This is a genomic window from Paenibacillus sp. FSL R5-0486 (genome assembly GCF_037975155.1).
Taxonomy (GTDB): Bacteria; Bacillota; Bacilli; order Paenibacillales; family Paenibacillaceae; genus Paenibacillus; species Paenibacillus amylolyticus.
Genome location: NZ_CP150237.1, coordinates 1,054,353 through 1,077,243 on the forward strand (window position 1 = coordinate 1,054,353; position 22,891 = coordinate 1,077,243).

14 protein-coding genes are annotated in these 22,891 nt (G+C 48.1%); 9 read left to right on the forward strand and 5 right to left on the reverse strand.

Annotated features, from left to right (window positions below):
- Window position 1: 1 nt before the first annotated feature.
- Both MKY01_RS04740 and MKY01_RS04745 read right to left on the reverse strand, forming a co-directional pair.
- Entirely contained in the window at window positions 2-676 is a 675-nt protein-coding gene (locus MKY01_RS04740; RefSeq protein WP_076253483.1) for a response regulator transcription factor, read from the reverse strand.
- A 134-nt stretch (window positions 677-810) separates the two neighbouring features.
- On the reverse strand, window positions 811-1,674 hold the full coding sequence (locus MKY01_RS04745) for a helix-turn-helix transcriptional regulator (RefSeq protein WP_036672651.1): 864 nt from the start codon (window positions 1,672-1,674) through the stop codon (window positions 811-813).
- A gap of 138 nt (window positions 1,675-1,812) precedes the next feature.
- On the opposite strand from MKY01_RS04745, the gene fabF reads away from it, so the two are divergent.
- Window positions 1,813-3,051 (forward strand): beta-ketoacyl-ACP synthase II, encoded by a 1,239-nt coding sequence (fabF, locus tag MKY01_RS04750; RefSeq protein ID WP_076253482.1) that lies wholly within the window; start codon window positions 1,813-1,815, stop codon window positions 3,049-3,051.
- Window positions 3,052-3,174: 123 nt separating this feature from the next.
- Here fabF and MKY01_RS04755 read toward each other — a convergent pair whose 3' ends face one another.
- On the reverse strand, window positions 3,175-4,404 hold the full coding sequence (locus MKY01_RS04755; protein WP_076253512.1) for a nitrate/nitrite transporter: 1,230 nt from the start codon (window positions 4,402-4,404) through the stop codon (window positions 3,175-3,177).
- A 428-nt stretch (window positions 4,405-4,832) separates the two neighbouring features.
- Between MKY01_RS04755 and nirB the strand changes: the two genes are divergently transcribed.
- The 8 genes from nirB to MKY01_RS04795 all read left to right on the forward strand — a co-directional run bounded on the left by nirB (window position 4,833) and on the right by MKY01_RS04795 (window position 21,586).
- Window positions 4,833-6,947, forward strand: a complete 2,115-nt coding sequence (gene nirB / locus MKY01_RS04760; RefSeq protein WP_315372094.1) for a nitrite reductase large subunit NirB — start codon at window positions 4,833-4,835, stop codon at window positions 6,945-6,947.
- A 21-nt stretch (window positions 6,948-6,968) separates the two neighbouring features.
- Window positions 6,969-9,101: a molybdopterin oxidoreductase family protein gene (locus tag MKY01_RS04765; RefSeq protein WP_339285607.1), complete on the forward strand. Its 2,133-nt coding sequence runs from the start codon at window positions 6,969-6,971 to the stop codon at window positions 9,099-9,101.
- Between the two features lie 331 nt (window positions 9,102-9,432).
- Complete coding sequence (locus MKY01_RS04770; protein ID WP_339285609.1) at window positions 9,433-9,852, forward strand: hypothetical protein; 420 nt, start codon at window positions 9,433-9,435, stop codon at window positions 9,850-9,852.
- Between the two features lie 24 nt (window positions 9,853-9,876).
- Entirely contained in the window at window positions 9,877-14,847 is a 4,971-nt protein-coding gene (locus MKY01_RS04775) for a DUF4132 domain-containing protein (RefSeq protein WP_339285611.1), read from the forward strand.
- A 662-nt stretch (window positions 14,848-15,509) separates the two neighbouring features.
- Window positions 15,510-18,221: a glycoside hydrolase family 3 C-terminal domain-containing protein gene (locus tag MKY01_RS04780; protein WP_339285613.1), complete on the forward strand. Its 2,712-nt coding sequence runs from the start codon at window positions 15,510-15,512 to the stop codon at window positions 18,219-18,221.
- Window positions 18,222-18,363: 142 nt separating this feature from the next.
- Window positions 18,364-19,935 carry a glycoside hydrolase family 30 beta sandwich domain-containing protein gene (locus MKY01_RS04785; protein WP_282319344.1) on the forward strand — a complete coding sequence of 524 codons (1,572 nt, stop codon included), beginning with the start codon at window positions 18,364-18,366 and terminating at the stop codon, window positions 19,933-19,935.
- A gap of 147 nt (window positions 19,936-20,082) precedes the next feature.
- Window positions 20,083-20,553, forward strand: a complete 471-nt coding sequence (locus MKY01_RS04790) for an acetyltransferase (RefSeq protein ID WP_339285616.1) — start codon at window positions 20,083-20,085, stop codon at window positions 20,551-20,553.
- Between the two features lie 46 nt (window positions 20,554-20,599).
- Window positions 20,600-21,586 (forward strand): WXG100 family type VII secretion target, encoded by a 987-nt coding sequence (locus MKY01_RS04795; RefSeq protein WP_282319342.1) that lies wholly within the window; start codon window positions 20,600-20,602, stop codon window positions 21,584-21,586.
- A 203-nt stretch (window positions 21,587-21,789) separates the two neighbouring features.
- Here the strand turns inward: MKY01_RS04795 and MKY01_RS04800 are convergent, their stop codons facing one another.
- Window positions 21,790-22,578, reverse strand: coding sequence for a formate/nitrite transporter family protein (locus tag MKY01_RS04800; RefSeq protein ID WP_036606169.1), 789 nt, complete (start codon window positions 22,576-22,578; stop codon window positions 21,790-21,792).
- A 75-nt stretch (window positions 22,579-22,653) separates the two neighbouring features.
- The gene (locus MKY01_RS04805) at window positions 22,654-22,875 is read right to left on the reverse strand and encodes a hypothetical protein (protein ID WP_339285619.1); all 222 of its coding nucleotides are present in this window, start codon (window positions 22,873-22,875) and stop codon (window positions 22,654-22,656) included.
- Window positions 22,876-22,891 lie beyond the last annotated feature (16 nt).

Sequence of the window (22,891 nt, forward strand, 5' to 3'; positions counted from 1 at the left end):
TTTAAGGTGTGAACTTATATCCGACCCCCCAGATGGTTTGAATGTATTGGGGGTTTTTTGGATTGTCCTCAATTTTTTTGCGAAGCTTGGTAATGTGCACATCGATGGTGCGATCATTAATGTACGCATCAATACCACGAATGGCTTCGATCAGGGCATACCGACTGTAGACTTTGCCAGGATTGAGGATAAACAGCTTCATGATCTCAAATTCGGAAAACGTCATCTCCACGCGCTGGTTATTCAACAAAACAGTTCTTCGGGCCAGATCGAGAGATATTCCGGATTCCTGTTCAGTGACAACAGAGCTGTTCAATATAGAGTAACGACGCAATACGGCCTCAATACGTGCCTTCAGCTCCTGCATGCTGAAAGGCTTACATACATAGTCATCAGCCCCGTCTGTTAATGATCGAATACGCTCAGAAACCTCGGTTAAGGAAGAGATGACAATGATGGGGATTGCCGTATGTTGGCGCATGAGAGAACTAGGATTCTTATTACCTGAATCAGGGAGCATCAAGTCAAGAAGCAGGATATCAGGCCGCGCTTGAAGCTGTAGAAGACCATCTCTTGCGTTATCGACACGGATAACATCATACCCTTCACCTTGCAAATACAAGGATAATGTATCGCCTAACATGTTGTCGTCCTCTATGATAAGCACTTTCGTCATGATATTCCTTTCTGAACCCCCTTCTTGTAGAAGGACTAAGATCCATGGATTACTTAATATACCTGATATTTAAAACATGCAACATGAGGATGTCAAGGCTCTAACATGACTCCGAGAAGGTGAGAGACTCCGATTTAATGCTTGCCAAGATGTGGATCAGCTTCACGCTCGATCAGGCGCATCAATTTGCGCTCGGTAGCGCTCTCTGGCGCAGGGGTGTAGACACTGCAACGCAGATCGGAACTACCCTGAACCTGCAACGAAGTCAGATCAAACAACATTTTGCCTGCTTTGGAATGCCTGAACTCGATTAATACGTCCGGGGCACTACTGACGCTGCTTTGTTTCCAAAGGGTATGAAAATCGGGATGTCTGTTCATCATGTCATCCAAAAATAAATTATACCATTCATCATCAACATACTGGCCATAGTAAGCACGAAAAATTGCCAGAAATCCGCTAACAAAATCCTCCCAGTTCACCGCGAGCCTGCGAAACTCCTTTCGATCAAATAACAGACTGATCATATTCCGCTGTTCGGGGGCAATCTGTTCAAAATCAATAAAAACATGCCGGGCTGCATCATTCCAGCCGACAATGTAACAACGCCGATCCGAGATCACGGTAGGACAGTGGTGAAGTTCTTGCAAAATTTTCTGCAAGGAAGGGTGAAGTTGAACCGGTTCTTCTTCCAGTGTGGGTAGCTCCGTATGATGCTCCATGGCGAGCGAAAACAGATATTTTCGTTCATCTGTAGTAAGCCTCAGTGCCGAAGCAATGTTATCCAACACGGAATGGGATACCTGAATATCCCGACCTTGTTCAAGCCAGGTATACCATGTTGTACTCACTCCTGCCAGTTGGGAAACCTCTTCTCTCCTCAGCCCAGGCGTTCTTCTCCGACTTCCAGTGGGTAAACCGACCGATTCGGGGGAAATTTTGGAACGCTGTGTTTTCAGAAAAGTGGACAATGCCTGTAACCTGACATCGTAGTTCAATCCATCACCTTCAATCCTCGTTATCATGGTAGTCATTATACTATTATAATTGACAACTTGTAATAGGATATTCAAAAGTGCACTATTAGTGGCAGAGCGTAAGAGTAAGGTAGACAACAGCGCTGAAGGAGGATGGACATGGAACGAGTCGTGATTACAGGTATGGGAGTTATCTCTCCTCTGGGAAATGATGTAGATACATTCTGGAACGGATTGATTGAGGGTAGATCAGGTGTATCACCTATAGTACATTTTGATACAGCTTCGTACAAAACCAGAATCGCAGGAGTGGTCCGTGATTTTGATGGTGAAGAGCGTTTTGGACGCAAGGAAGCAAGGCGTATGGATCGATTCGTTCAATTTGCTGTTGCTGCTACGGATCAGGCTGTATCACAATCGGGTCTTGTGATGGATGAACTGGACCGTGAACGGGTAGGTGTATATATTGGTTCAGGCATAGGTGGCATCCAGACATTGATGGAACAAGGCAAGATCCTGTCAGAACGGGGACCTGCGAGAGTCAGCCCAACACTGGTACCTATGATGATCTCCAATATGGCGGCAGCTATGGTCAGTATGAGGTTTGGTTGCTGGGGACCGACATTGTCGCCAGTAACAGCTTGTTCCATTGGCAATACAGCCATTGGAGAGGCTTTCCGGTTAATTCGTCATGGCGGAGCCGATGTCATTATTGCTGGAGGAACAGAAGCGGCTGTAACGGAAGTGTCACTGGCAAGCTTCGGTAATGCGACAGCGTTGTCTACACGAAATGAAGCGTTCCAAGCAGCCAGCCGTCCATTTGATGCAGGGAGAGACGGTTTTGTCATGGCGGAGGGTGCTGGAATTCTGGTTGTGGAATCACTGTCTCATGCTCTAGCAAGAGGGGCGAATATTCTTGCCGAAGTGATTGGATATGGTGCCAGTTCAGATGCGTATCATATGGTAGCTACCCACCCGGAAGGACGGGGTGCATATCTGGCGATGAAAGCATCACTGAAAGAAGCTCAGATTGGACCTGAGGACATTGATGTAATTAACGCCCATGCCACCAGTACGGAGGCAGGTGATCTGTCTGAGACGAGAGCCATTAAACAACTTTTCGGGACAGGTGCCTATGATATTCCGGTCACAGCGAATAAGTCCATGACGGGACATATGCTTGGTGCAGCAGGCGGTGCGGAGGCGATCTCACTTATTCAAAGTCTGCGGCATGGCATCATTCCTCCAACCATCAATCAGGAGCAGAGGGACCCCGAATGTGATCTGGATTATGTGCCAAACGAGGCAAGAAAAGCAGAGTTGCGGATTGGGATGTCTAATTCCTTTGGTTTTGGCGGTCATAATGCGGTTATTGTTCTTCAAAAGTATTCATCTTAAGCAAAAAAGCAGCTTTAAGCAGAAAAAACAGCGTAGCCCCATCGGGCTGCGCTGTTCTTTGCTTACTTCGACTTCGGGATCATCCACATACACCGTACCATTGGTTAACGGCCGAGTGGTTGCTCAGGAAGAAAGGGATGTCGATTCCGCCATGCCTTTGTTACCTCGGCTCAACCAGCTCACACGCCAGCGGGATTGCATGAAGAGAACCAGGAACAGGGAAGCTGCTGCAATCAGGCTAAGAATGACAAAACCTGGTGTATAGGATTGATAGCTGCTATACAGTTGACCGAGAATCAGCGGCAGTGCATACCCCCCCAATCCGCCAGCGGCACCCACAATACCTGTCATCAGGCCAATCTCATTGCCGAAACGTTGGGGAACCAGTTGGAACACGGAGCCATTTCCGGCTCCCAGACACATCATACCGAGGAACAACATGACTACTACAACAGGAAGCGGTGGCATGAAGGATACTCCGATTAACATGACACAAGCCCCTGTGTACAGGAATGTTAGCATGCGGGTTCCACCAATTTTGTCCGCCAGATAACCCCCTACAGGCCGGAAGAAACTGCCTGCGATTACACAGAAGGTGGTAATGTCAGCGGCACGAACTGGAGAGAGCCCATACTGGGTGTTGAAGAAGATGGTGAGATAGTTACATAATCCAACGAAGCCACCAAAGGTCACACAATAGAAGGCACAGAATACCCAAGCATCTTTTTGTTTAAGCAGACTTCCATATTGGGACAATTTCTTGGGTTCAGGCCGGTTAGGGCTATTCTTGGCAAAGATTGAAAAGAGGATGAATACAATAACGATCGGTATAATAGCAAGTCCGAACACAACTTCCCAGCTGCCAAAATGCGTAGCCAAGCGATTAGCAAACAACGTCGCGAGTACGGTTCCGCTGTTACCCGCCCCGGCAATACCCATGGCCAGACCCTGATGCTCCTTGCCATACCATTGGCCTGCCAGAGGTAGCGCAGCAGCAAAGGAGGCGCCTGCGACACCAAGCAAGAGTGCCACCACGTACAGTTGGCTTAAGGAGTCAACCCATAACCAGCCGAGTAATAAAGGAACTAAGGTGACGAGCATCCCGATCTGTGCGGTCAGTTTCGGACCAATATAATCAGACATGAAGCCAAGCACAAGGCGCAGGATGGAGCCGCCGAGAATAGGCAATGCGACCAGATTGGCCTTTTCCAGCGGAGTCATCGGATAATCCAACGCTATGACAACTGCGAGTGGACCAAGCATCCCCCATATCATAAAACTGATGTCAAAATACATAAACGCCCCGAAGAGGGTGGGCTTATGCCCGCTTTTCCAAAAACTTTTGCTCTCCATCATCCATCATCGCTCCTCATCCAATTGAGATCTTCGTGATTTGTCTATGTGCTTGTTAAGGCAGAAAAAGGCCGCAATTCGTCCAGATCTGAACGATTTGCGGCCCCGTTGCCGACAGGCGGTACACGTCATTGTGTTCCCGCATCTGAGTTGATCACAGCACTGTGATTTTGATTCAAATTATAATCAAGAGAAAATGTGTATGTCAATAAAAATTACATGATATTTTTAATAATTCATTTTTTAATCGTTATTCGCACTTTTAATGTTAATTTAGTTGACATTAGATTGAGATTCCCTTAATCTGAATCTAATATGAATCCACACAAAGGCGTGTGGATTCCGGAGGCAACGGTGCCCTTTTCCGAATCATGGAGAAGGGATTTTTCTGTTTATTTTCAGGTGAGAGAGAGATAGGGGGGCAGCCCATGAGTAGAAGCAAACTGGTGATTATCGGGAATGGCATGGCTGGAGTGAAGTGTGTCGAAGAGATTATAGCACTGGAGCCTGATACGTATGAGATTGTAATCTACGGCAATGAACCCCGTCCCAACTACAATCGGATCATGTTATCAAAAGTATTGCAGGGTGAGCATTCGTTACAGGATATCATTATCAATGATTGGACTTGGTATGCCGAGCATCATATACGGCTATGTACAGGTGAAACGGTACACCGCATTGATACCCGTGGAAAATATATAGAGACGGAATCCGGACTAAAAGAAACCTATGATGTCCTGATTCTGGCGACAGGGTCTTCACCTTTTATCCCACCGATTCCGGGAATTGATAAAGAGCGGGTCATGTCCTTCCGAACGATTGACGATTGTACGCGCATGTCTGATTATTCTAAAACCTATCGCAAGGCCGCCGTCATTGGTGGTGGATTGCTTGGGCTGGAGGCTGCGCGCGGGTTACTGCATCTGGGCATGGAAGCTGTGGTGGTCCATAACGCACCTTACATTATGAACCGGCAGTTGGATCAGAAGGCTGCCGTGATGCTTCAGGAGGAACTTGAAGGGCAAGGTATGTCCTTTCTTTTGGCCAGAAATACGCAAAAAATCACCGGACGATCGCAGGCGCAGGGGCTGCTCTTCACAGATGGTTCCAAGCTTGAAGCTCAGGTTGTCATTGTCGCTGTAGGGATTCGGCCAAATGTGGATCTGGCCAGACGAAGTGGAATCGCAACCAATCGGGCAATTATGGTAGATGACTATATGCGCACCAGTGTACCGGATATCTACGCAGTTGGGGAATGTGCTGAACATCGGGGAATCAGTTATGGTCTGGTGGCCCCCTTATACGAACAGGGGAAGGTGCTCGCACGTACGCTCTGTGGACAGGAAACACCTGAATACAAAGGATCTATTCCCTACTCACAGTTGAAGGTATCGGGGGTTGATGTTTTCTCAGCGGGTGAGATCAGTGGGGAAGGCATGCAGACCGCAATTCAACATCTGGATGGCATTCAAGGCACATATAAAAAAGTGCTGATGCAGGCTGGAAAAGTGCGTGGAGCCATTTTATTTGGAGATACAACCGAAGGAACGGCATTGCTTGGACTTGTGCAACGGGACGCAGATGTGGCGGAATTGGCTCCGCGTGAAGGGGCTCCGGACCCGGCTGAGATGGCTGCTGCGGCATTACCCGCTCAGGAAACCGTATGTGCCTGCAACAATGTGACCAAGGCTACCATTATGAAAGCTATTCAGGAACAGGGTCTCGAGACGGTAGATCAGGTGAAGGAGCAGACCAAGGCGTCAGGTTCATGCGGTGGCTGTCGCCCGATGGTGGCTGCTCTGTTGAAACATACGCATAACCTGAAAAATAACGGGGGTACTGGCGTGGTAGCCACACCAGATAAACCTGCTCCAATGCCTGTGTGCAGTTGTACGGCGCTTGGGCATGCAGAACTGAAGGAAATACTGGCTAACATTGATGTTCTGGAGACAGAGCTACCAGACATATCTTTGATCTTTCAGAAGCTGGGTTGGGGTTCGGAGCTTGGTTGCACGGTATGTCGTCCCGTAATTCATTATTACTTACAGGTATCCGGTGGAACGATGGTTGTTCGAGAGATCGAAGCTCACTCAGAGGTTCAGGTGCGCTGGGATGATCAGATCCCGCTTTCATCCTATGCAAGAGATGCCAAGGGGTTGGCTGCACAACTTCGTGAGAGTTGGATCGGCGCTGCGATGCCGTCGCCGGTGAATATGGGAGTTGCACCAGGGCCCGGTTCGTTGGTGAGCGCACTGGTGCAGGATATTGGCTTGCTGGCTTCACCAGCTGGATGGGAGATCTACGCAGGCGGTCATGCAGAGCATCCGGTCAAACAAGGTGGCTTGATTGGGGTGGCTGAAACAGAGGTGCAAGCGGCCATACTCGCATCAGCCTGTCTTCAATGGTATCGCCAAACCGCTTGGTATGATGAGCCGTTATGGGCATGGACGGAACGATTGGGATTCATGTCGATTCGGGAAACGCTGCTGGATGACCAGTTACAGAAGGAACTTGCAGCTACACTTCAAGCTGATATATAGATGAAAGGCGGGGATGGAAAGATGGGATTATCCGTGAGTTCAGAACCAACAGCCTCCAAGCTGTATGTAAAGGAAACCCAGTGTCCGTATTGCAGTGTGCAGTGCAAGATGACTGTTGAAGAACTGGCTGCACCTGTTGCAGGCCAGCGTCGTGGTGAGTATACGGTTCAAGGTGTTCCGAATGAAGCCTCTCAGGGCAGGTTGTGTGTGAAGGGCATGAATGCTCATCAACATGCGCTCAGTGGTCAACGATTAATGCATCCGCTCATTCGTCGTAATGGCGAGCTTGAACCCTGTTCCTGGAAGGAGGCCATTCAGACCATCGCAGAGCGGTTTCAGGACTTGAGGGATTTATACGGAGCAGATACGGTCGGAGTATACGGAGGCGGATCTCTGACCAATGAAACAGCCTATCTGCTCGGTAAGTTCGCCAGAGTTGCATTGGGGACAAAATATATCGACTATAATGGACGGTTCTGTATGTCAGCTGCGGCTTCAGCTGGAAGTAAAGTGTTCGGGATGGATCGTGGGTTGACGTTCCGACTGTCTGATATTCCCAAGGCGGGCTGTATTGTACTCGCAGGCACCAATATTGCAGAATGCCAACCTACCCTGTTGCCCTACTTCAATCAGGCCAAGGAGAACGGGGCGTTCATTATCGTTATTGATCCACGCAAGACGGCAACCGCTGCCATTGCCGACCTTCATTTACAGGTGAAGCCTGGCATGGATGCTCTGCTGGCGGACAGCATGTTGAAGGTGATTATGGATGCCGGATTGGTGAAGCCTCATTTTATAGACAAACGAACGCATGGTTACGATCAATTGATACAAGGGTTGGCTGATCTGCAACTCGAACAGGCGGCACAAGCGTGCGGGGTTGATCTGGCGCTGATTCGTCAGGCGGCGATGGCATACGGTGAGGCAGAGACAGGCATGATCATGACAGCACGTGGTGTGGAGCAGCAGACGGATGGACATATGGCAGTGAGACACTTTTTGAACCTGGTGCTGGCAACTGGCAAAATTGGTAGAGAAGGCTGCGGATATGGTGCCATCACAGGTCAAGGCAATGGGCAGGGCGGACGGGAGCATGGTCAGAAGGCTGACCAGTTACCGGGTTATCGATCCATTGAAAATGAAGCCGATCGTGCCTATGTGGCATCCGTCTGGGGTGTGGACCCTGCAAGTTTGCCAGGCAAAGGGGTATCCGCCTACGAGATGATGGAGAAGGCCCATGATCAGGAGATTCGGGCGTTGCTTGTAATGGGCTCCAACCCGGTCGTATCCAACCCCAATGTGCGTTTGGTGGAAGAAGGTCTGCGCAAGCTGGACTTTCTGATCGTGGCAGACATGTTTCTGTCCGAGACAGCGCGAATGGCTGATCTGGTTCTGCCGGTTACATCTTATATGGAGAATGAAGGTACATTGACCAATCTGGAGGGGCGTGTTCTGCTCCGTGAACAGGGGCGGCCTGCGCCGGGAGAAACGCTCGATGATTGGGATATATTATGCCGGATTGCCGCAAAATTGGGTAAAGCTTCTTATTTTAAGTATGACACTGCTGAGGAAATCTTTAATGAGCTTCGGGTGGCGAGTCGTGGCGGAGTCGCTGATTACTATGGCATTACCTATGAGCGTTTGCGTAACGAGAAAGGCGTATACTGGCCGTGTTCTGCCCTGGAGGATCAGGGAGAAGGACTGCTGTTCGGTGAACGATTCGCTCACCCGGACGGCAAAGCGGCATTCACATTTGAATCCAGCCCGGGCTGGAATGATATATCTTCGGAGTTCCCCTTAATTCTCACCAATGGGCGTGTGCTGCCTCATTATCTTACAGGGGTGCAGACACATCGAAGTCCGGCACTGACAGCTCGTGAATTGGAGAACTTTGTTGAACTTCACCCGGCTACCGCTGCCCGTTATCGTATTCACGATGGAGAGTGGGTAGAGATTCAATCGACGTACGGAAGCTTCACGGTTCGTTCGCGCATCAAGGATTCCATTCGGGAGGATACCTTGTTCGTGCCGATGCATTGGGGCGGCATTCAGAATGTGAATCGGGCCACCAGACCAGAGCTAGATCCGTTCTGTCGGATGCCTGGGTTCAAGACAGCAGCTGTAACCATTCGACCGTTGCGTCTGGCGAGATGACTCATAAAATTACAGGTTACCGGCGACATAAACTGTTCTGATGTTAGCTTAGCGGCTGCGCAGTCCATATTTATATGAGACTGTGCGGCTTTTTTTGCGTATATGTACGCAAGTAGGCCCTAGTTCCGTGGTTCCACGTAAACATGAGGATTGGCTCATGAATATGGATTGAATTTTAGTTATGATGTTCATTAGGGGTACATATGTACGTATTTTATATTTTATTTAGAGACAGATAGTCATTTCGAGTTTAGGTTATTCCGCATCGTGGTATAGATATCGGGGCTTATGGAAGCTTCTTCAAATAGAGTAGGACAAGGGAGGGAATGCGGTGAACGTATGGATAACGGTAAAAAGTCTGGGCAAGCGCAAGCCGGTACTTGCCAAGCAAGCTGCCGAACTTCCGGAAACAACTCATACGTTAAGGCAGCTCATTGAGAACATTGTGGCTCTACAAGTAAAAGCTCTTCAGGACAAGAAACAACAGGCAGAATTGTTCGCCTACCTGATGCCGAATGATATTGAGGCGCAAGGAGCGGTGGGGAAAGTCGGGTTTGGCGCAGTATACAATGAGGGTGTTCCTGATCTGGAAGTTGCGATGGAGACAGCTATAACCGCATATGAGGATGGGTTATATAAAGTATTTCTCAACGATGAAGAATTGCAGGAGCTGGATGAGTCACTTGTTGTAGTAGACGGAGATAACGTGGTGTTTATTCGTTTTACAATGCTAGCCGGACGTCTGTGGTAGAGAACGATGAAGGAGGAGAACAGGATGAATCAGGAAGAGCAAGTACAGGTGTATATGGATGGATTGCAGGAAAGAGCCAAGTCGTTAACAGGGGTACAGCTTGAGCTGGCAGGCTATGTTGTGGAGATCGCCGGGTCTACGTATTTACGTGGAGACGAAAAGATGTTTTTGAATACTGATAAGTTGCTTGGAAGGTTGGCTGCAGAAACGCAGAAACCATTATTCGAGCCACTACTGGATGTGCTCCAGCATCTGGCGAGCGAGTCATTGGTTGCACGATTCCGTTATATCGCACAGCGTGCGACTCGTTTCCCATACAGTAACAACTATGAACGCCGCCCTTTCCGCACATCCGATCCGGAGCAGCATGTAGAACAAGTCATCCGTAAACTGATGGGATTGTTCCGTATGGAAATGAAAAATTTCTCGCTGGAAGAATATGTGTCACTTCGTGAGTACAAGCTGGATTATTTGCATGAGATCCGTTGGGTCCTGGCGGATTGTATCGCTTATGAACTGGATCATCAGGGCGGAGATATGAAGCAGGCGCTACATGATATTATCTATGGTGACAATCAGACGGCGCTGTTAACCCATGAAATGATCAAAGGTATATTCATGAGCGATCAGGCGGATGCCTATCAGATGGTGGGTGAGCTACTCGTTGCAGCAAGGTTGCAGGAAGGGCTTCGCCAAAGCATTGTGGAGCGGATGGATGAAGGGACACTGGAAGCCTATATTTACATATTAAAAATCATTATCGACAACAACCTGATTCGTTTCAGTTCCGTGGTAAGAGCGCTTGCCGTATGGACGGGGATCGGTATAGAAGCAGCCAACCAACGTGTTGCGGCACAGTTGATTGAACAGGCCTATCAGGCGCTTGTGCAACCAGAAGTACGCGAGGCCTGGCAACAGGAAGCTAACGCCAACAAACTCTTTATCAGTCTTTGGGCGACAGCGGTCATTGAAGAGAATGAATTGAAGAGCAAGATAATCGAGATTATGGATCAAGGTCAGTTATATCAGAAGATTGTTGCTCAATATGTACTGGCTAACAGCCAGAACAGGGAGCTTCGTTTGGACATTGCACGTCGTTATCTGGAGGCGCAGGATACCGAGTTGATGCACTGGATTGTGACCAACTATGATGCGATGTATATGTACAACTGGAGTTTCGAGAATGGAGAGAATCAGCGTAGCGTCTACGTGTGGCCATTGCCTGCTCTTGGAGATAAGGGCTTGCGGCGTCAGGATTTTGATCGGTTCAAACAGATGCTGGCTGCCATTCCAAAAGGCGGGTCAGGTGGACCATCGGGTGTACTTGAGTATGTTCACTACCGGATTGATACGGATGATGTAGTCAAGAAAATGTTATATTTGGCCGCTTATGATATGGACCCGGAATGGATCGGGGAGGTCATCGCAATCAAGGACCGTTTAAGCCCGGAACTGCGCGGAGAACTGTTGTCCCAGTTTGTTCAGCATCCCGATAATGAGGTGCAAAGACAGTTTGTGTTTGAGAGTTTGTCTGATAAAAGCATCAGTAATCGGGAGAGTGCACTCGCCAAAGCGAAGCTGCTCACATTGACGGTTGATGAGATGAAACAGATGGAGGCGTTGATAAAGCTCAAAACAGGCTCACTTCGTCAGAAGGTCATCCATGTATTGTTACTGCAACCCGTGGACCAATTGGAGGTCTCGCTGAAGCGACTTTTGCAGGCCAAGAGTGAACTGCAGCGCTTGGGTGCGCTAGAATTATTGACCGAGATTGCGGCAGATCCAGAGCGGATAGATCAGCAGGAGCAATTGCAGCCATTGGCGCAGCTGATTGAGACACCCACTGCCAAGGAACAGAAACTACTGGATAAGCTGACTGATCAGGGGAGACGTTACACAGTTTCTAATGGATTTGGTCTATTTGATCCGAAGCGACGTGAGCCATTGCTGGATGAGAAGCGTGATCTCAAGGGCCATAATCCGAAGGATATCTTTACACTCTCTCTGGATAAGACCAGACCATTTCTGGAGGGACTTAGTGAATTGGTGCATGAACACAGGGATTATGAGTATCAAGTGGAATACTACGCTGGCTATAAAGACACATTGTTAGTCGGAGCGAGTCTTCGCTCCAAGGTTCCGTATGGAGAGCGGAATGAAATGAAGCAGATGGAACAGTTCCCGCTTCATGACGTATGGGAGAACTATATTCAACATGCCGAGTTCAACAGTGTGGAACTGATGCAGCTATACATGGCTATACAGCTCGGGGAGTTCAATGGCAATTTGAGCGACCATTACAGTTATTTCCGTGAGCAGTATGACTATGACGAATTGCAGAAGATTCCGTTATTGGAAGGCTGGCGCAAGTCGTTTGCCGAACGGATCTATCCTCTGGATGACATCGAAAAGCTGCAGCAGATGCTGGATTTGTTAACGTATAAGGATCAGGTAGTGGCACTGATATCGGCGGCATTTCAGGATAGCGATCCGATCGACACGTTTGAAATAGCTGAGAAAACCTGGGCCTCCATCATCGCAAGTATGCCTGCTGATCGACTCGAAAAAGAGTCAGGCATGCTTCATATTCTGACTGGACCTTGGAATTATGTAGTTCGTGGCAAAATCCATGATGATAACAGCTTCAAACGTTTCTTCCAGACAGCTTACCAGTTCACCAGTCTTGTAGAGAGTAGTCAACCGCTGTCTTTACTGTCACTTGAAGATTTCCTGCGTGCGTACCAGTTGAACCTGATTGATGATCAAGAGATATATCGACAGGTGCTGGTTGGTGGGAATCGTCTGTTGTTTATTCGGGACTTAACATCCACTCGTACAGAAATGATCGCGAGTGATCCGAAGCTTGTTCAATTGCGAGATGCGGTGGTCGATCGCATTCTGGAGATTGAGCTGACCCGGGGAGAACTCTCTACAGAAGTAAGCACACTTGCCATGAAACTGGATCGAATTGAAGGCATGGAACACTGGGTACATCTAGTCTCGGCGATGGATCAGGATACATTTGTCCGTGGATATATCTATAGCTATGGAGACAACACAACACGTAAAGAGACGTTTAGCTATTTAATTCAGAATTGTCATCCACGGAATGGAGAAGATGATAAGCGTCTTGGGGAGTTGCTCCATAAGTATCCGGTGAATGAGAAAAAATTGCTGGAAGCAGCCATGTACGCCCCGCAGTGGATGGAGATTGTAGCGAAACATCTGGGATGGGAAGGTCTTCGCAGTGCAGCCTGGTACTTCCATGCCCATATTAATGAACGCTTTACTGCCGAGAAAGAAACCATCGTGGCCCACTATTCTCCAATCTCACCACAGGACTTTAATGAAGGTGCGTTTGATATCGCTTGGTTTGAAGAAGCCTATGCTGCTGTCGGGGAGGAACGGTTCAATCTGTTATACGATTGTGCCAAGTACATTTCCGGGGGATCTAATCACCGCAGATCCCAATTGTTCGCAGATGCTGCACTGGGCAAGCTTCGATTGGACGATATGCGTGAGTCCGTGTCAGACAAGCGAAACAAGGATCATTTGTTAACCTACAGTTTGATTCCATTCGCTGTAAATCGCGAACAGGATCTGCGTGAGCGATACGACTTCATTCAGAAGTTCCTGATGCAGAGCAAACAATTCGGTGCGCAACGCCGTGCCAGTGAAGGTGTGGCATCGCAGATTGCACTGGGCAATCTTGCTCGTAATGCAGGTTATGCCGATGTTACGCGGCTGATGTGGGACATGGAAGCACGTAAGTTGGATGAGATGAAATCCTTCTTTGAACCTCATGCATTGGATGCTGACACGACGGCACAATTGGTCATTGATGAGGAAGGCCAACCCGAGATGGTTATCGTTAGCAAAGGTAAGACACTCAAATCTGTACCTGCCCGGTTCAAAAAAGATGGATATATCGCTGAACTGAAAGAGCTGAAATCGGATCTGGTGGATCAGTATCGCCGGGCACGGCAGGAGCTGGAACGTTCGATGACTGCTGGAACGTCATTTACACGTGAGGAAATTGCCAGTCTGATGCAAAATCCGGTTATACAACCGCTGGTAAGAACACTTGTCTTCCAGTCAGGTGACAAGACTGGAAGATTCGATGTATCGTCCAGTGGTTTGGTTGCTCCAGGGCCGGAGGGTACGATCCAGGCACTATCGGAACAGGATCAACTGTTGATTGCTCATCCGCTTCATCTGTATCAGAGAGGAAGCTGGAGTGAATTCCAGCGGGATCTGTTCACCCGTCAGGAGCGTCAGCCGTTCAAGCAGGTATTCCGTGAGCTGTATCTTCCTAACGAGGACGAATTGGCTAATGGTACGGTGTCTCGCCGATATGCCGGGTATCAGATTCAACCGAAAAAAGCAGTAGCTCTGCTGAAAGGACGCCAATGGACTGTCAGTTATGAAGAAGGTCTGCAGAAGGTAAGTTATGAGCATAATCTGATTGCGAATCTCTATGCTATGGCAGATTGGTTCTCACCAGCAGATACCGAGGCACCTACCTTGGAGACGGTGCAGTTCTACGATCGCAAGAGCTACAAACCTGTAGCGCTGCAAGATGTGCCGCTGACGTTCTTCTCCGAAGTTATGCGTGATATCGATCTGGTGGTCAGCGTTGCACATGTGGGGGGCGTAGATCCGGAAGCTAGCCTGACAACAATCGAGATGCGCCACGTCATTGTGAACGAATCGTTGCGTCTGCTGAAGATCGACAATGTACGTTTGGACGGGAATTACGCACGAATTGATGGTGAATTAGGTGAGTATGCTGTTCATCTGGGGAGTGGTAATGTGTTCAAACAAGCCACAGGTGCACTTCATATCGTACCGGTGCACAGTCAGCATCGGGGTCGAATCTTCCTGCCATTCCTCGATGAAGATCCGAGAACAGCTGAGATTCTGTCCAAGGTGATGTTGCTCGCCGAAGATAAAAAGATCAAGGACCCGCAGATTCTTGCACAGTTACAGAACTAGAAGTGATTGAACAGAAGTGAGCCGCCCCTCTTGGGGCGGTTTTTTATTTGCTACTCCGATTTCAATGTAACTTCGAATCTCAATATAACGAGTGTAGAACAAGAATCATGGATGGAAAGTGAACAATATGGAGCAATTCCAACATAAAGGCAGCTGAAGAACCTGTTAAAAGGGACCTCAGCTGCTTTTATATTTTTGGATATTTCAATGGACCGGATTGGTTCCGTTTACAAATAGACTTAGGACCCAGAGTGTGTCGATATATTCCTTAATCTGATAATTAATTGCATTAATTGGTTGATCGGGAGTGGGTCGAACCGACTGTTTTTAAAAGTAAAGAATTTGTTCGAAAGTAGTTACGGAAATGTAAATAATTCGTTTTCTTGTTATGTTATCTGAATTGTTAACATGGTGATTCCAAAGAACTAGGCTTGTTTTAATCGGTCATTTACCAAATTTAAGGGGATGTAATTCATGATCATGTCGGCTATCGTTAGGAAGCGAAATCTGCTGACTTGCTTGCAGGCTGCAGTTTCAGAAGCCATGTGCAGGACGACCTGAATGCTTGAAAGACTGGGATCAAGCCAGTTCGCATTCCCTTGTATACATGTATTCAATATGTGCACAAGAAAAATGATCAAGAGAGAAGGAGAACTTACAACATGAACAGAAGACTCAATCTGATTTTCCTCAAACGATGGTTTATGTTATTAATCATCGTGGCGGTTGCGGCTATGCCGCTGCACGCCTTCGCCGCGGAGGCGGAATCTGGGGCCAATCGGCCTTGGATGAACAAATCTCTATCAGCGGAGGAACGTACCGAGCTGCTACTCAAGGAGATGACGCTGGAGGAGAAAGTTGGATTCGTAACCGGTAAAGTAAATAACTATTATGGTTTCTATAATGATGGATTGGAGCGCCTCGGCATTCCGGCATTACAGATGGCAGATGGACCCGCAGGAGTACGTGTGGCTAACCCGGATGTGCAGGACAAAAAGTCCACGGCATTGCCTGCACCCATCGCGCTTGCCGCTTCCTGGGATACCAATCTTGCCAAGAAATATGGCGATCTGATCGGTCAGGAAGCACATGATACAACACATAATGTAGTGCTCGGCCCTGGGCTGGATATTGCACGTACACCATGGGGTTCCCGGAACTTCGAATCTCTCGGGGAAGATCCGCTACTGGCTTCCGGCATGGGTGCAGCGTATGTGAACGGGATTCAAAGTAATCCAGTTATCGCTACAGCGAAACACTATATCCTGAACAACCAGGAGACGGAACGTTTCACGACCAATGCAACAGCCAGCGAACGTGCCATTCAGGAAGTCTATGCACGTCCGTTTCAGGCGATGGTCGAAAAAGCGGAGCTTGGTTCAGCAATGTGTTCATTTAACCAGGTGAACGGTACATATGCTTGTGAGAACAAGGAGATGCTGACCAATGTCCTTCGGGATCAGTTTGGCTTCGAAGGGTTTGTCATGAGTGACTACGGTGCAAACTTCAGCACAGCCAAATCCGCCAATGCGGGTCTTGATCTGGAGACACCGGGAGAGCCTTACGGCAAATGGGGAGACAAATTGCTGGAAGCCGTGAACAATGGCGAAGTCAGCGAGCAAACCATTGATGAGAAGGTTAGACGCATTTTGCTTCAAATGTTCGATAAAGGGCTGTTCGATAACCCTGTAACGAATACACAAATCAATGCCAAGAAAGACGGCAAACAGGCACGTGAAATTGCAGAAGAGAGCATGGTTCTTTTGCAAAACAACGATAATGTGCTGCCGCTGTCCAAGAAAAACGTGAAATCCATCGCTGTCATCGGTCCGGATGCAGATAACGCATCTGCTGCTGGTGGAGGTAGCAGTCTGGTTAATCCGACGTATACCGTAAGTCCACTTCAAGGCATTCGTAACCGTGCCGGTAACGGTGTGGATGTAAAATATGCTACCGGAACCGATCCTATCTCCGCAGGAGATGCATTTAATGGACCATCCGCCGTACCTTCTACTCTTTTATCACCAGCGGATGCTCAGGAAAGTGAAAGAGACTATGGTACAGATCGTGCGGAATACGGTCTGCGTGCTGAATACTGGACGAATAAAGATATGGAGGGTAATCCTTCTTTGGTCCGTACAGATCATCAGGTCAACATGAATCTTGGATTCTACAACTATGAAGGTTTTAACGCACAGTCTTCCAAGCTTCCAGTGACACCTACGAAATTCAATGCCAAAATGTCTGCTCGTTGGACAGGGGCGATCACAGCACCTCAAACGGGTGAATATAAACTGTCCCTGACCAGTCTAGGTTCTGCGAAACTATATGTGGATGATAAGTTACTCGTAGACAATCAAGGTGAAACATTGAGTACAACGAAGAAAGAAATCACATTCAAAGAAGGTGAGTCCCACAATATTCGAATTGAGTATCGTACGGATTTCCCGGTACAGACTAATCATGATATGGGTGCACAGGTTCGTTTTGGCTGGGAAGCTCCAGACGACGCTGTGGATATTAAAATGCAAAAAGCAGTTGAGGTGGCGAAAAAATCCGATGTTGCCGTCGTGGTAACTCGTACGTATGACAGTGAAGGTTACGTCGACCGTTCCGACCTGGAGCTGCCGAATAACCAGGAGCAGCTGATCCGCAAGGTAGCAGCAGCCAATCCCAAAACGATCGTGGTGCAAATGAGTGGTCGCGCTGTTGAAATGGATTCCTGGCAAAAAGAAGTGCCATCCATCGTTCAGGCTTGGTATGCAGGTCAGGAACAAGGTAATGCAGTGGCACGTGTGCTGTTTGGTGATGTGAATCCATCCGGTAAGTTGCCGGTGACGTTCCCATCAGATGATTCCCAGACCCCGGTATCCACTGCGGAACAATTCCCGGGTGTGAACGGGGTGGGCAACTATTCCGAGGGTATTTTTGTAGGGTACAAAGGATATGACAAAGAAGGCATGACACCGGCGTTTGCTTTTGGACACGGACTGTCGTATACCGATTTTAATTATCGTAATCTACATGTGAAGAACACTAGTAAAGGCGATAAGGAAACCGTAGAAGTATCCCTCAACCTGCGTAATACCGGTAAAGTTGACGGTGCAGAAGTTGTACAGGTCTATGTTGGCAATCTGCCAACCAAAGTCGAGACCCCGGAGAAACAACTTGCTGGCTGGGCGAAGGTAGATCTGAAAGCAGGCAAGCAACAACGGGTCAACATTCAACTGGATCGCAGCGCATTGTCCTACTGGGATGAAACATCCCATGAATGGGTAATGCCTAAGGGTAAAGTCCAAGTGTATGTTGGCAGTGCATCTGATGATATCCGTCTGACAGGCAGTGTGAATATCGGAAGCAAGTCCGGTAAATAAAAGTTCAATCAGGGAGATTGGAAGGTTGTTCTCCCAGTGAAGTTATTTCGTTAAATGCAGTTTGTTCTACTTCATATAGATTAGGAAAATGAGTCGTGGCCTAGTGGCCGCGGCTTTTTCCACAATGGAAGGAGAGTGAAGCATGATAAACATAGGTTGGCGAGAATATCTCAAACGATGGATGATCCTGTTGATCGCTGCTGTTTGTTTTGTCGGTATAGGAATCTGGCTTATCTTCAACCGAAGTGAACAACCCGCTCCGCCACCGGTTGTGGACAAACAGAGAACGGCCGAAGTTTGGTTAACCACGGGAGATCAGCAAAATCTGCTTGCACGACAGAAGCCCATTCCAATTACCGATCACCATGATGCAGACACAATTTCTTCAGTTTCTTCAACGCAGGAGCCAGACATTTCTTCGTCGGCGTTCACCATACAGATTGACCCGGACAAGACGTATCAGACCATGGATGGTTTTGGCGCAGCGATGACGGGTTCATCGGCACATCTGATCAACGAGCTCCCAGAGGAACAACAAGAGCGACTGCTGAAAGAACTGTTTACAACAGAAGGGCTGAACATGGATATGGTGCGTCATACGATTGGTGCCTCCGATTATTCGGTAGATGAATCAGGTGTAGCTTCGAGTTATACCTATGATGATATCGAGTCTGGCAAGGACTATGACATGGAATCCTTTTCGATCGAAAAGGATCAGGAAGTTGTGAACATGCTGGAGCGTGTAGCTGATTTGAAACCGGATCTTAACGTACTGGGCACACCGTGGACGGCCCCGGCCTGGATGAAGTATGGGGAGAAGACCACTAACGGTTGGTATCTGGATTACAATGATCCTCAGGTGTACGAAGCGTACGCAAGATATTTTGTGAAATATATCAAAGCTTATCAGACAAAGGACATTCCCATCTACGGGATCACGTTGCAAAATGAACCGGAGTTCACCTCGGACAAATATCCGAGTATGAGTATGGGAGCTGAAGAACAAGCGATGTTCATTCAGGATTATCTCGGCCCGGCTCTACAGGATGCGGGACTGGACACGCGAATCATCGCGTATGATCATAACTGGGATCAGGCGGTTGAATATACCGACAAGGTGCTTGGTGATGAGCAGGCTGCTGCTTATATCGATGGATCTGCTTTCCACTGTTATGCAGGTGATCCATCTGCCATGTCGGAAGTGCATGAGCGCTTCCCGGACAAAAATATTTATTTTACCGAATGTAGTGGTGGGGAGTGGAGTCCTGATTTTGGCGAGAATCTGAGCTGGCAGATGTCCAATCTCATCATTGGTGCACCTCGCAACTGGGCAAAAAATGTGCTGCTCTGGAACATCGCACTCGATCCGCAAGGTGGACCTACGAATGGTGGCTGTGAGAACTGTCGTGGGGTTGTGACGATTGACTCGGAGAATAATGAAATCATTAGAAATGTCGAGTATTATGCGTTAGGCCACATCAGCCGTTATGTACGTCCGGGAGCTTTGAGAGTTGCTTCCACGCAAGAACAGGGCAAGATCGAGAACGTAACCTTCCGCAATCCGGATGGAACGATGGTGCTGGTTGCAGCTAACACGGGTGAGGCAGAAGTTTCCTTTGATGTAGTCATAGATGGAGATTCATTTCGATATATACTGCCTTCCCAATCGGCAGCAACCTTCCGTTGGAAGCCAAAAACGGGGGTAGAACGTTGACTCAAGATTGGAAATTATGGGTACAGATTGAATGATGGACATGGTAAAATAAACGTAGAGTTATTTCAAATTTGATGTATTAAACAAGTCCGATCCCAGGATCGGGCTTTTACATAACCTTTACTTTTAATAGAAAAGGAGCATACGTTGGACATGTTAGTCGCTGCATATCGGGAACAGGATCATGACAAGTTGGTCGAGATTTGGGAGAGTTCTGTTCGGGCAACCCATACGTTTTTGGAAGAGCATCACATTCAGTTCTACAAAAAAGTGGTGAGTGATGTGTTGCAACAAAGACAAGTCGAGGTTTGGGAAGCGCTGAATACGGAGCAACAACCCGTGGGTTTTATTGGTGTGGATGATAACTTTATCGAGATGTTGTTTGTAGATCCGAGCCAACACGGACAGGGTCTGGGACGTCTGCTAATAAACCATACCTTCAAAATAAAAGGTCGTCACCTCAAGGTGGATGTTAATGAGCAGAATACTGGGGCAGCCCGATTCTATGAAAAGATGGGATTTGTACAGACAGGTCGTTCCGAATTGGATAGTTCCGGTAATCCGTTTCCGCTGTTGCATCTGGAGATCAGACAGGAAGAGGCCGAGAGATTGTCGTAATGGATAGACCATGAGTTATAAATGACCAGGATGAGGAGTGTGCAGGATGACACAGATCAAGGTGACACCGGAACAACTGGAGACGGTCAGTGGGCAGTTCGCTCAGGCACATCAGCAATTATCGGGCTTCATGTCCACATTGGACGGCAAGATGAGTGTCATGCGGAGCAACTGGGATGGCATGGAGCGTGAGCGTTTTTATAACGATTATTCAACGGCTCAAGGCACGATGAAATCTGTTCTGGAACTGGTTCTGTCCATTCAGTCGGAGCTTAAGAAGATTGCCGAGCGTTTCCGCACGACAGATGAAGAGGCGGTGAGCCAGGCAATCTTGACGGCGCTGACCGCAGCGCGGGCGCTATCAACCATGGGCAAAAATAAAGGCGATGATCTGGACAAAACGCCAGGTCCACCAAAGAACATGGATGAATGGGATGAGAAGGATGCCGAGAAATACCAGAACTATGAGGAAATGCTGAAGAAAGCCAAAGAGATGGGTGACGAAGAACTGGCGCAACAGATTCAGGCCAGCATGAACATCATTCGGCTTCAGTATGAAGATGTAATCTATCAGACTGACCCCAATACGGGCAAGACGGTGAAAATTACCGAGGATTCCATCGTAGGTACGTATCAGGTGAAAAGCGACAAGGGCGAAACAACCACCATCAGTCTGGATAAACAGGGCAATGTGGTGGACTATAGCAAGGATACGGAAAAGTATAGGTATTCGGAGCAAACGCACACGACCAGTCAAGGCGAGCATCTCTTTGGCAAAGCAGCACAAACCGCTACAGCCTACGGGATTGGTCTGCTGCTCACAAGCAAGACGGGCTCTGCCTTTACAGAACATGCCACTGGACTTGGTTCTTCCTTCGTTGCGGACAAGTTCCTGTTCTCTGTGCCGGAAGAAGGCGAGACACGTACGATGATTTACCGTACCAATAAGGAGACGGGCAAAATTGAGAATATGATCGTGGTCACGCGCGGCGACAACGATATTGAATATACTCCGTGGCGGGAGTACTTCTAACCCACTGCATGGAGCCATGTGATTGTGTATCACATGGCTATGCGTGTGGAGGGCAGGCGGCTTATCCGTGAGCCTGCCTATAGAGAAACACCCCGGCAACCTTTTCCCTGAGATGGAAAGGATGCCGGGGTGTTTTGGATTCTTCTTACCGATTCGCCACGGTCGAAGGACCGGGCCGGAAGGATGGATTTTTTTGCCAGAGATTAATGTGTCTCTTCATCCAGAAACGGTTTGTTCACCGCATAATACATAAAGCCCATCAGCAGCACACCACCCACCAGATTACCCAATGTCACGGGAACCAGGTTGTGAATCACACCTTCAATTGAGATCGTCCCCGGATGGTTCAGCACGAGTGCAATCGCGAACGTACACATATTGGCGATGCTGTGCTCGTATCCCGAGATGAAGAAGCAGAACACAAAGAGCATCATGGCAAACATTTTGGCTCCATTCTCCTTCATGAACATCGGGACAAAGAACGCCATACATACAAGCCAGTTACACAGAATTCCGCGGAAAAAGAGTTGCATGGTTGGAACTTCCATTTTGTGTTCTACCACGCTTAACAGAAAACCATTCACCTGAGACGAGTCGAACAATCCGGTCAGGTAGATTAACAGGGCAAACACAGCTGCGCCCATCAGGTTACCGCTATAACTCGCAATCCACAGCTTGATCACTTCGAACCAGCGCAGTTTCTTGCGCAACGCCGCATACGTGTAATAAAACGTATTGCCCGTGAACAGGTCACCCCCGCCATAGGCGATCAGAATGATGGCCGCGCCAAACGTAATTGCCGCCATCGGATAGGTAAACGGGGACTGCTCCATATAAAAGAAGTTACCTGTCTTAAACGCCACGATGACGCCGAATCCGATAAACATACTGGCCAGCATGGAGCGTGCGAGGTACCTGATTAAACTTTGTTTGTAAATCTTGTGTTTCTTCAGAGCTAGTTGTTCCACGTTGCGTAAAGCTTCCGTTTCCATAATTCTCCTCCAATAGCATGGTGTCTTGCTTACCATTATAACGAAATTATGGAAATTGGGGAGGGTAAACTTGGTTTATTGATTATTACTTCGTTGTTTCGAATGCAGTACCCGTATTGCAGAAGAGCCAAAATCAGGATCGGATTGAAGCGATTCTAACGCGGATGCTGCACCATTAACTTGTTGATGTGCAACAAGAATAGCAAAGGCCGCTCCTCTGACCAATATGTTTTCTTCACCACTGATTTCGTTAAAATCAGGGTGTTCATTGTTGTTATTATGATTCATATCAGACATGTCAGACATATCCTAT

What these genes read in the sequence shown, in the direction of transcription:
- MKY01_RS04740 (WP_076253483.1), bottom strand. Translation starts at nt 676, where the DNA reads ATGACGAAAGTGCTTATCATAGAGGACGACAACATGTTAGGCGATACA.
- fabF (WP_076253482.1), top strand. Translation starts at nt 1,813, where the DNA reads ATGGAACGAGTCGTGATTACAGGTATGGGAGTTATCTCTCCTCTGGGA.
- MKY01_RS04755 (WP_076253512.1), bottom strand. Translation starts at nt 4,404, where the DNA reads ATGGAGAGCAAAAGTTTTTGGAAAAGCGGGCATAAGCCCACCCTCTTC.
- nirB (WP_315372094.1), top strand. Translation starts at nt 4,833, where the DNA reads ATGAGTAGAAGCAAACTGGTGATTATCGGGAATGGCATGGCTGGAGTG.
- MKY01_RS04765 (WP_339285607.1), top strand. Translation starts at nt 6,969, where the DNA reads ATGGGATTATCCGTGAGTTCAGAACCAACAGCCTCCAAGCTGTATGTA.
- MKY01_RS04775 (WP_339285611.1), top strand. Translation starts at nt 9,877, where the DNA reads ATGAATCAGGAAGAGCAAGTACAGGTGTATATGGATGGATTGCAGGAA.
- MKY01_RS04780 (WP_339285613.1), top strand. Translation starts at nt 15,510, where the DNA reads ATGAACAGAAGACTCAATCTGATTTTCCTCAAACGATGGTTTATGTTA.
- MKY01_RS04785 (WP_282319344.1), top strand. Translation starts at nt 18,364, where the DNA reads ATGATAAACATAGGTTGGCGAGAATATCTCAAACGATGGATGATCCTG.
- MKY01_RS04795 (WP_282319342.1), top strand. Translation starts at nt 20,600, where the DNA reads ATGACACAGATCAAGGTGACACCGGAACAACTGGAGACGGTCAGTGGG.
- MKY01_RS04800 (WP_036606169.1), bottom strand. Translation starts at nt 22,578, where the DNA reads ATGGAAACGGAAGCTTTACGCAACGTGGAACAACTAGCTCTGAAGAAA.
- MKY01_RS04805 (WP_339285619.1), bottom strand. Translation starts at nt 22,875, where the DNA reads ATGTCTGATATGAATCATAATAACAACAATGAACACCCTGATTTTAAC.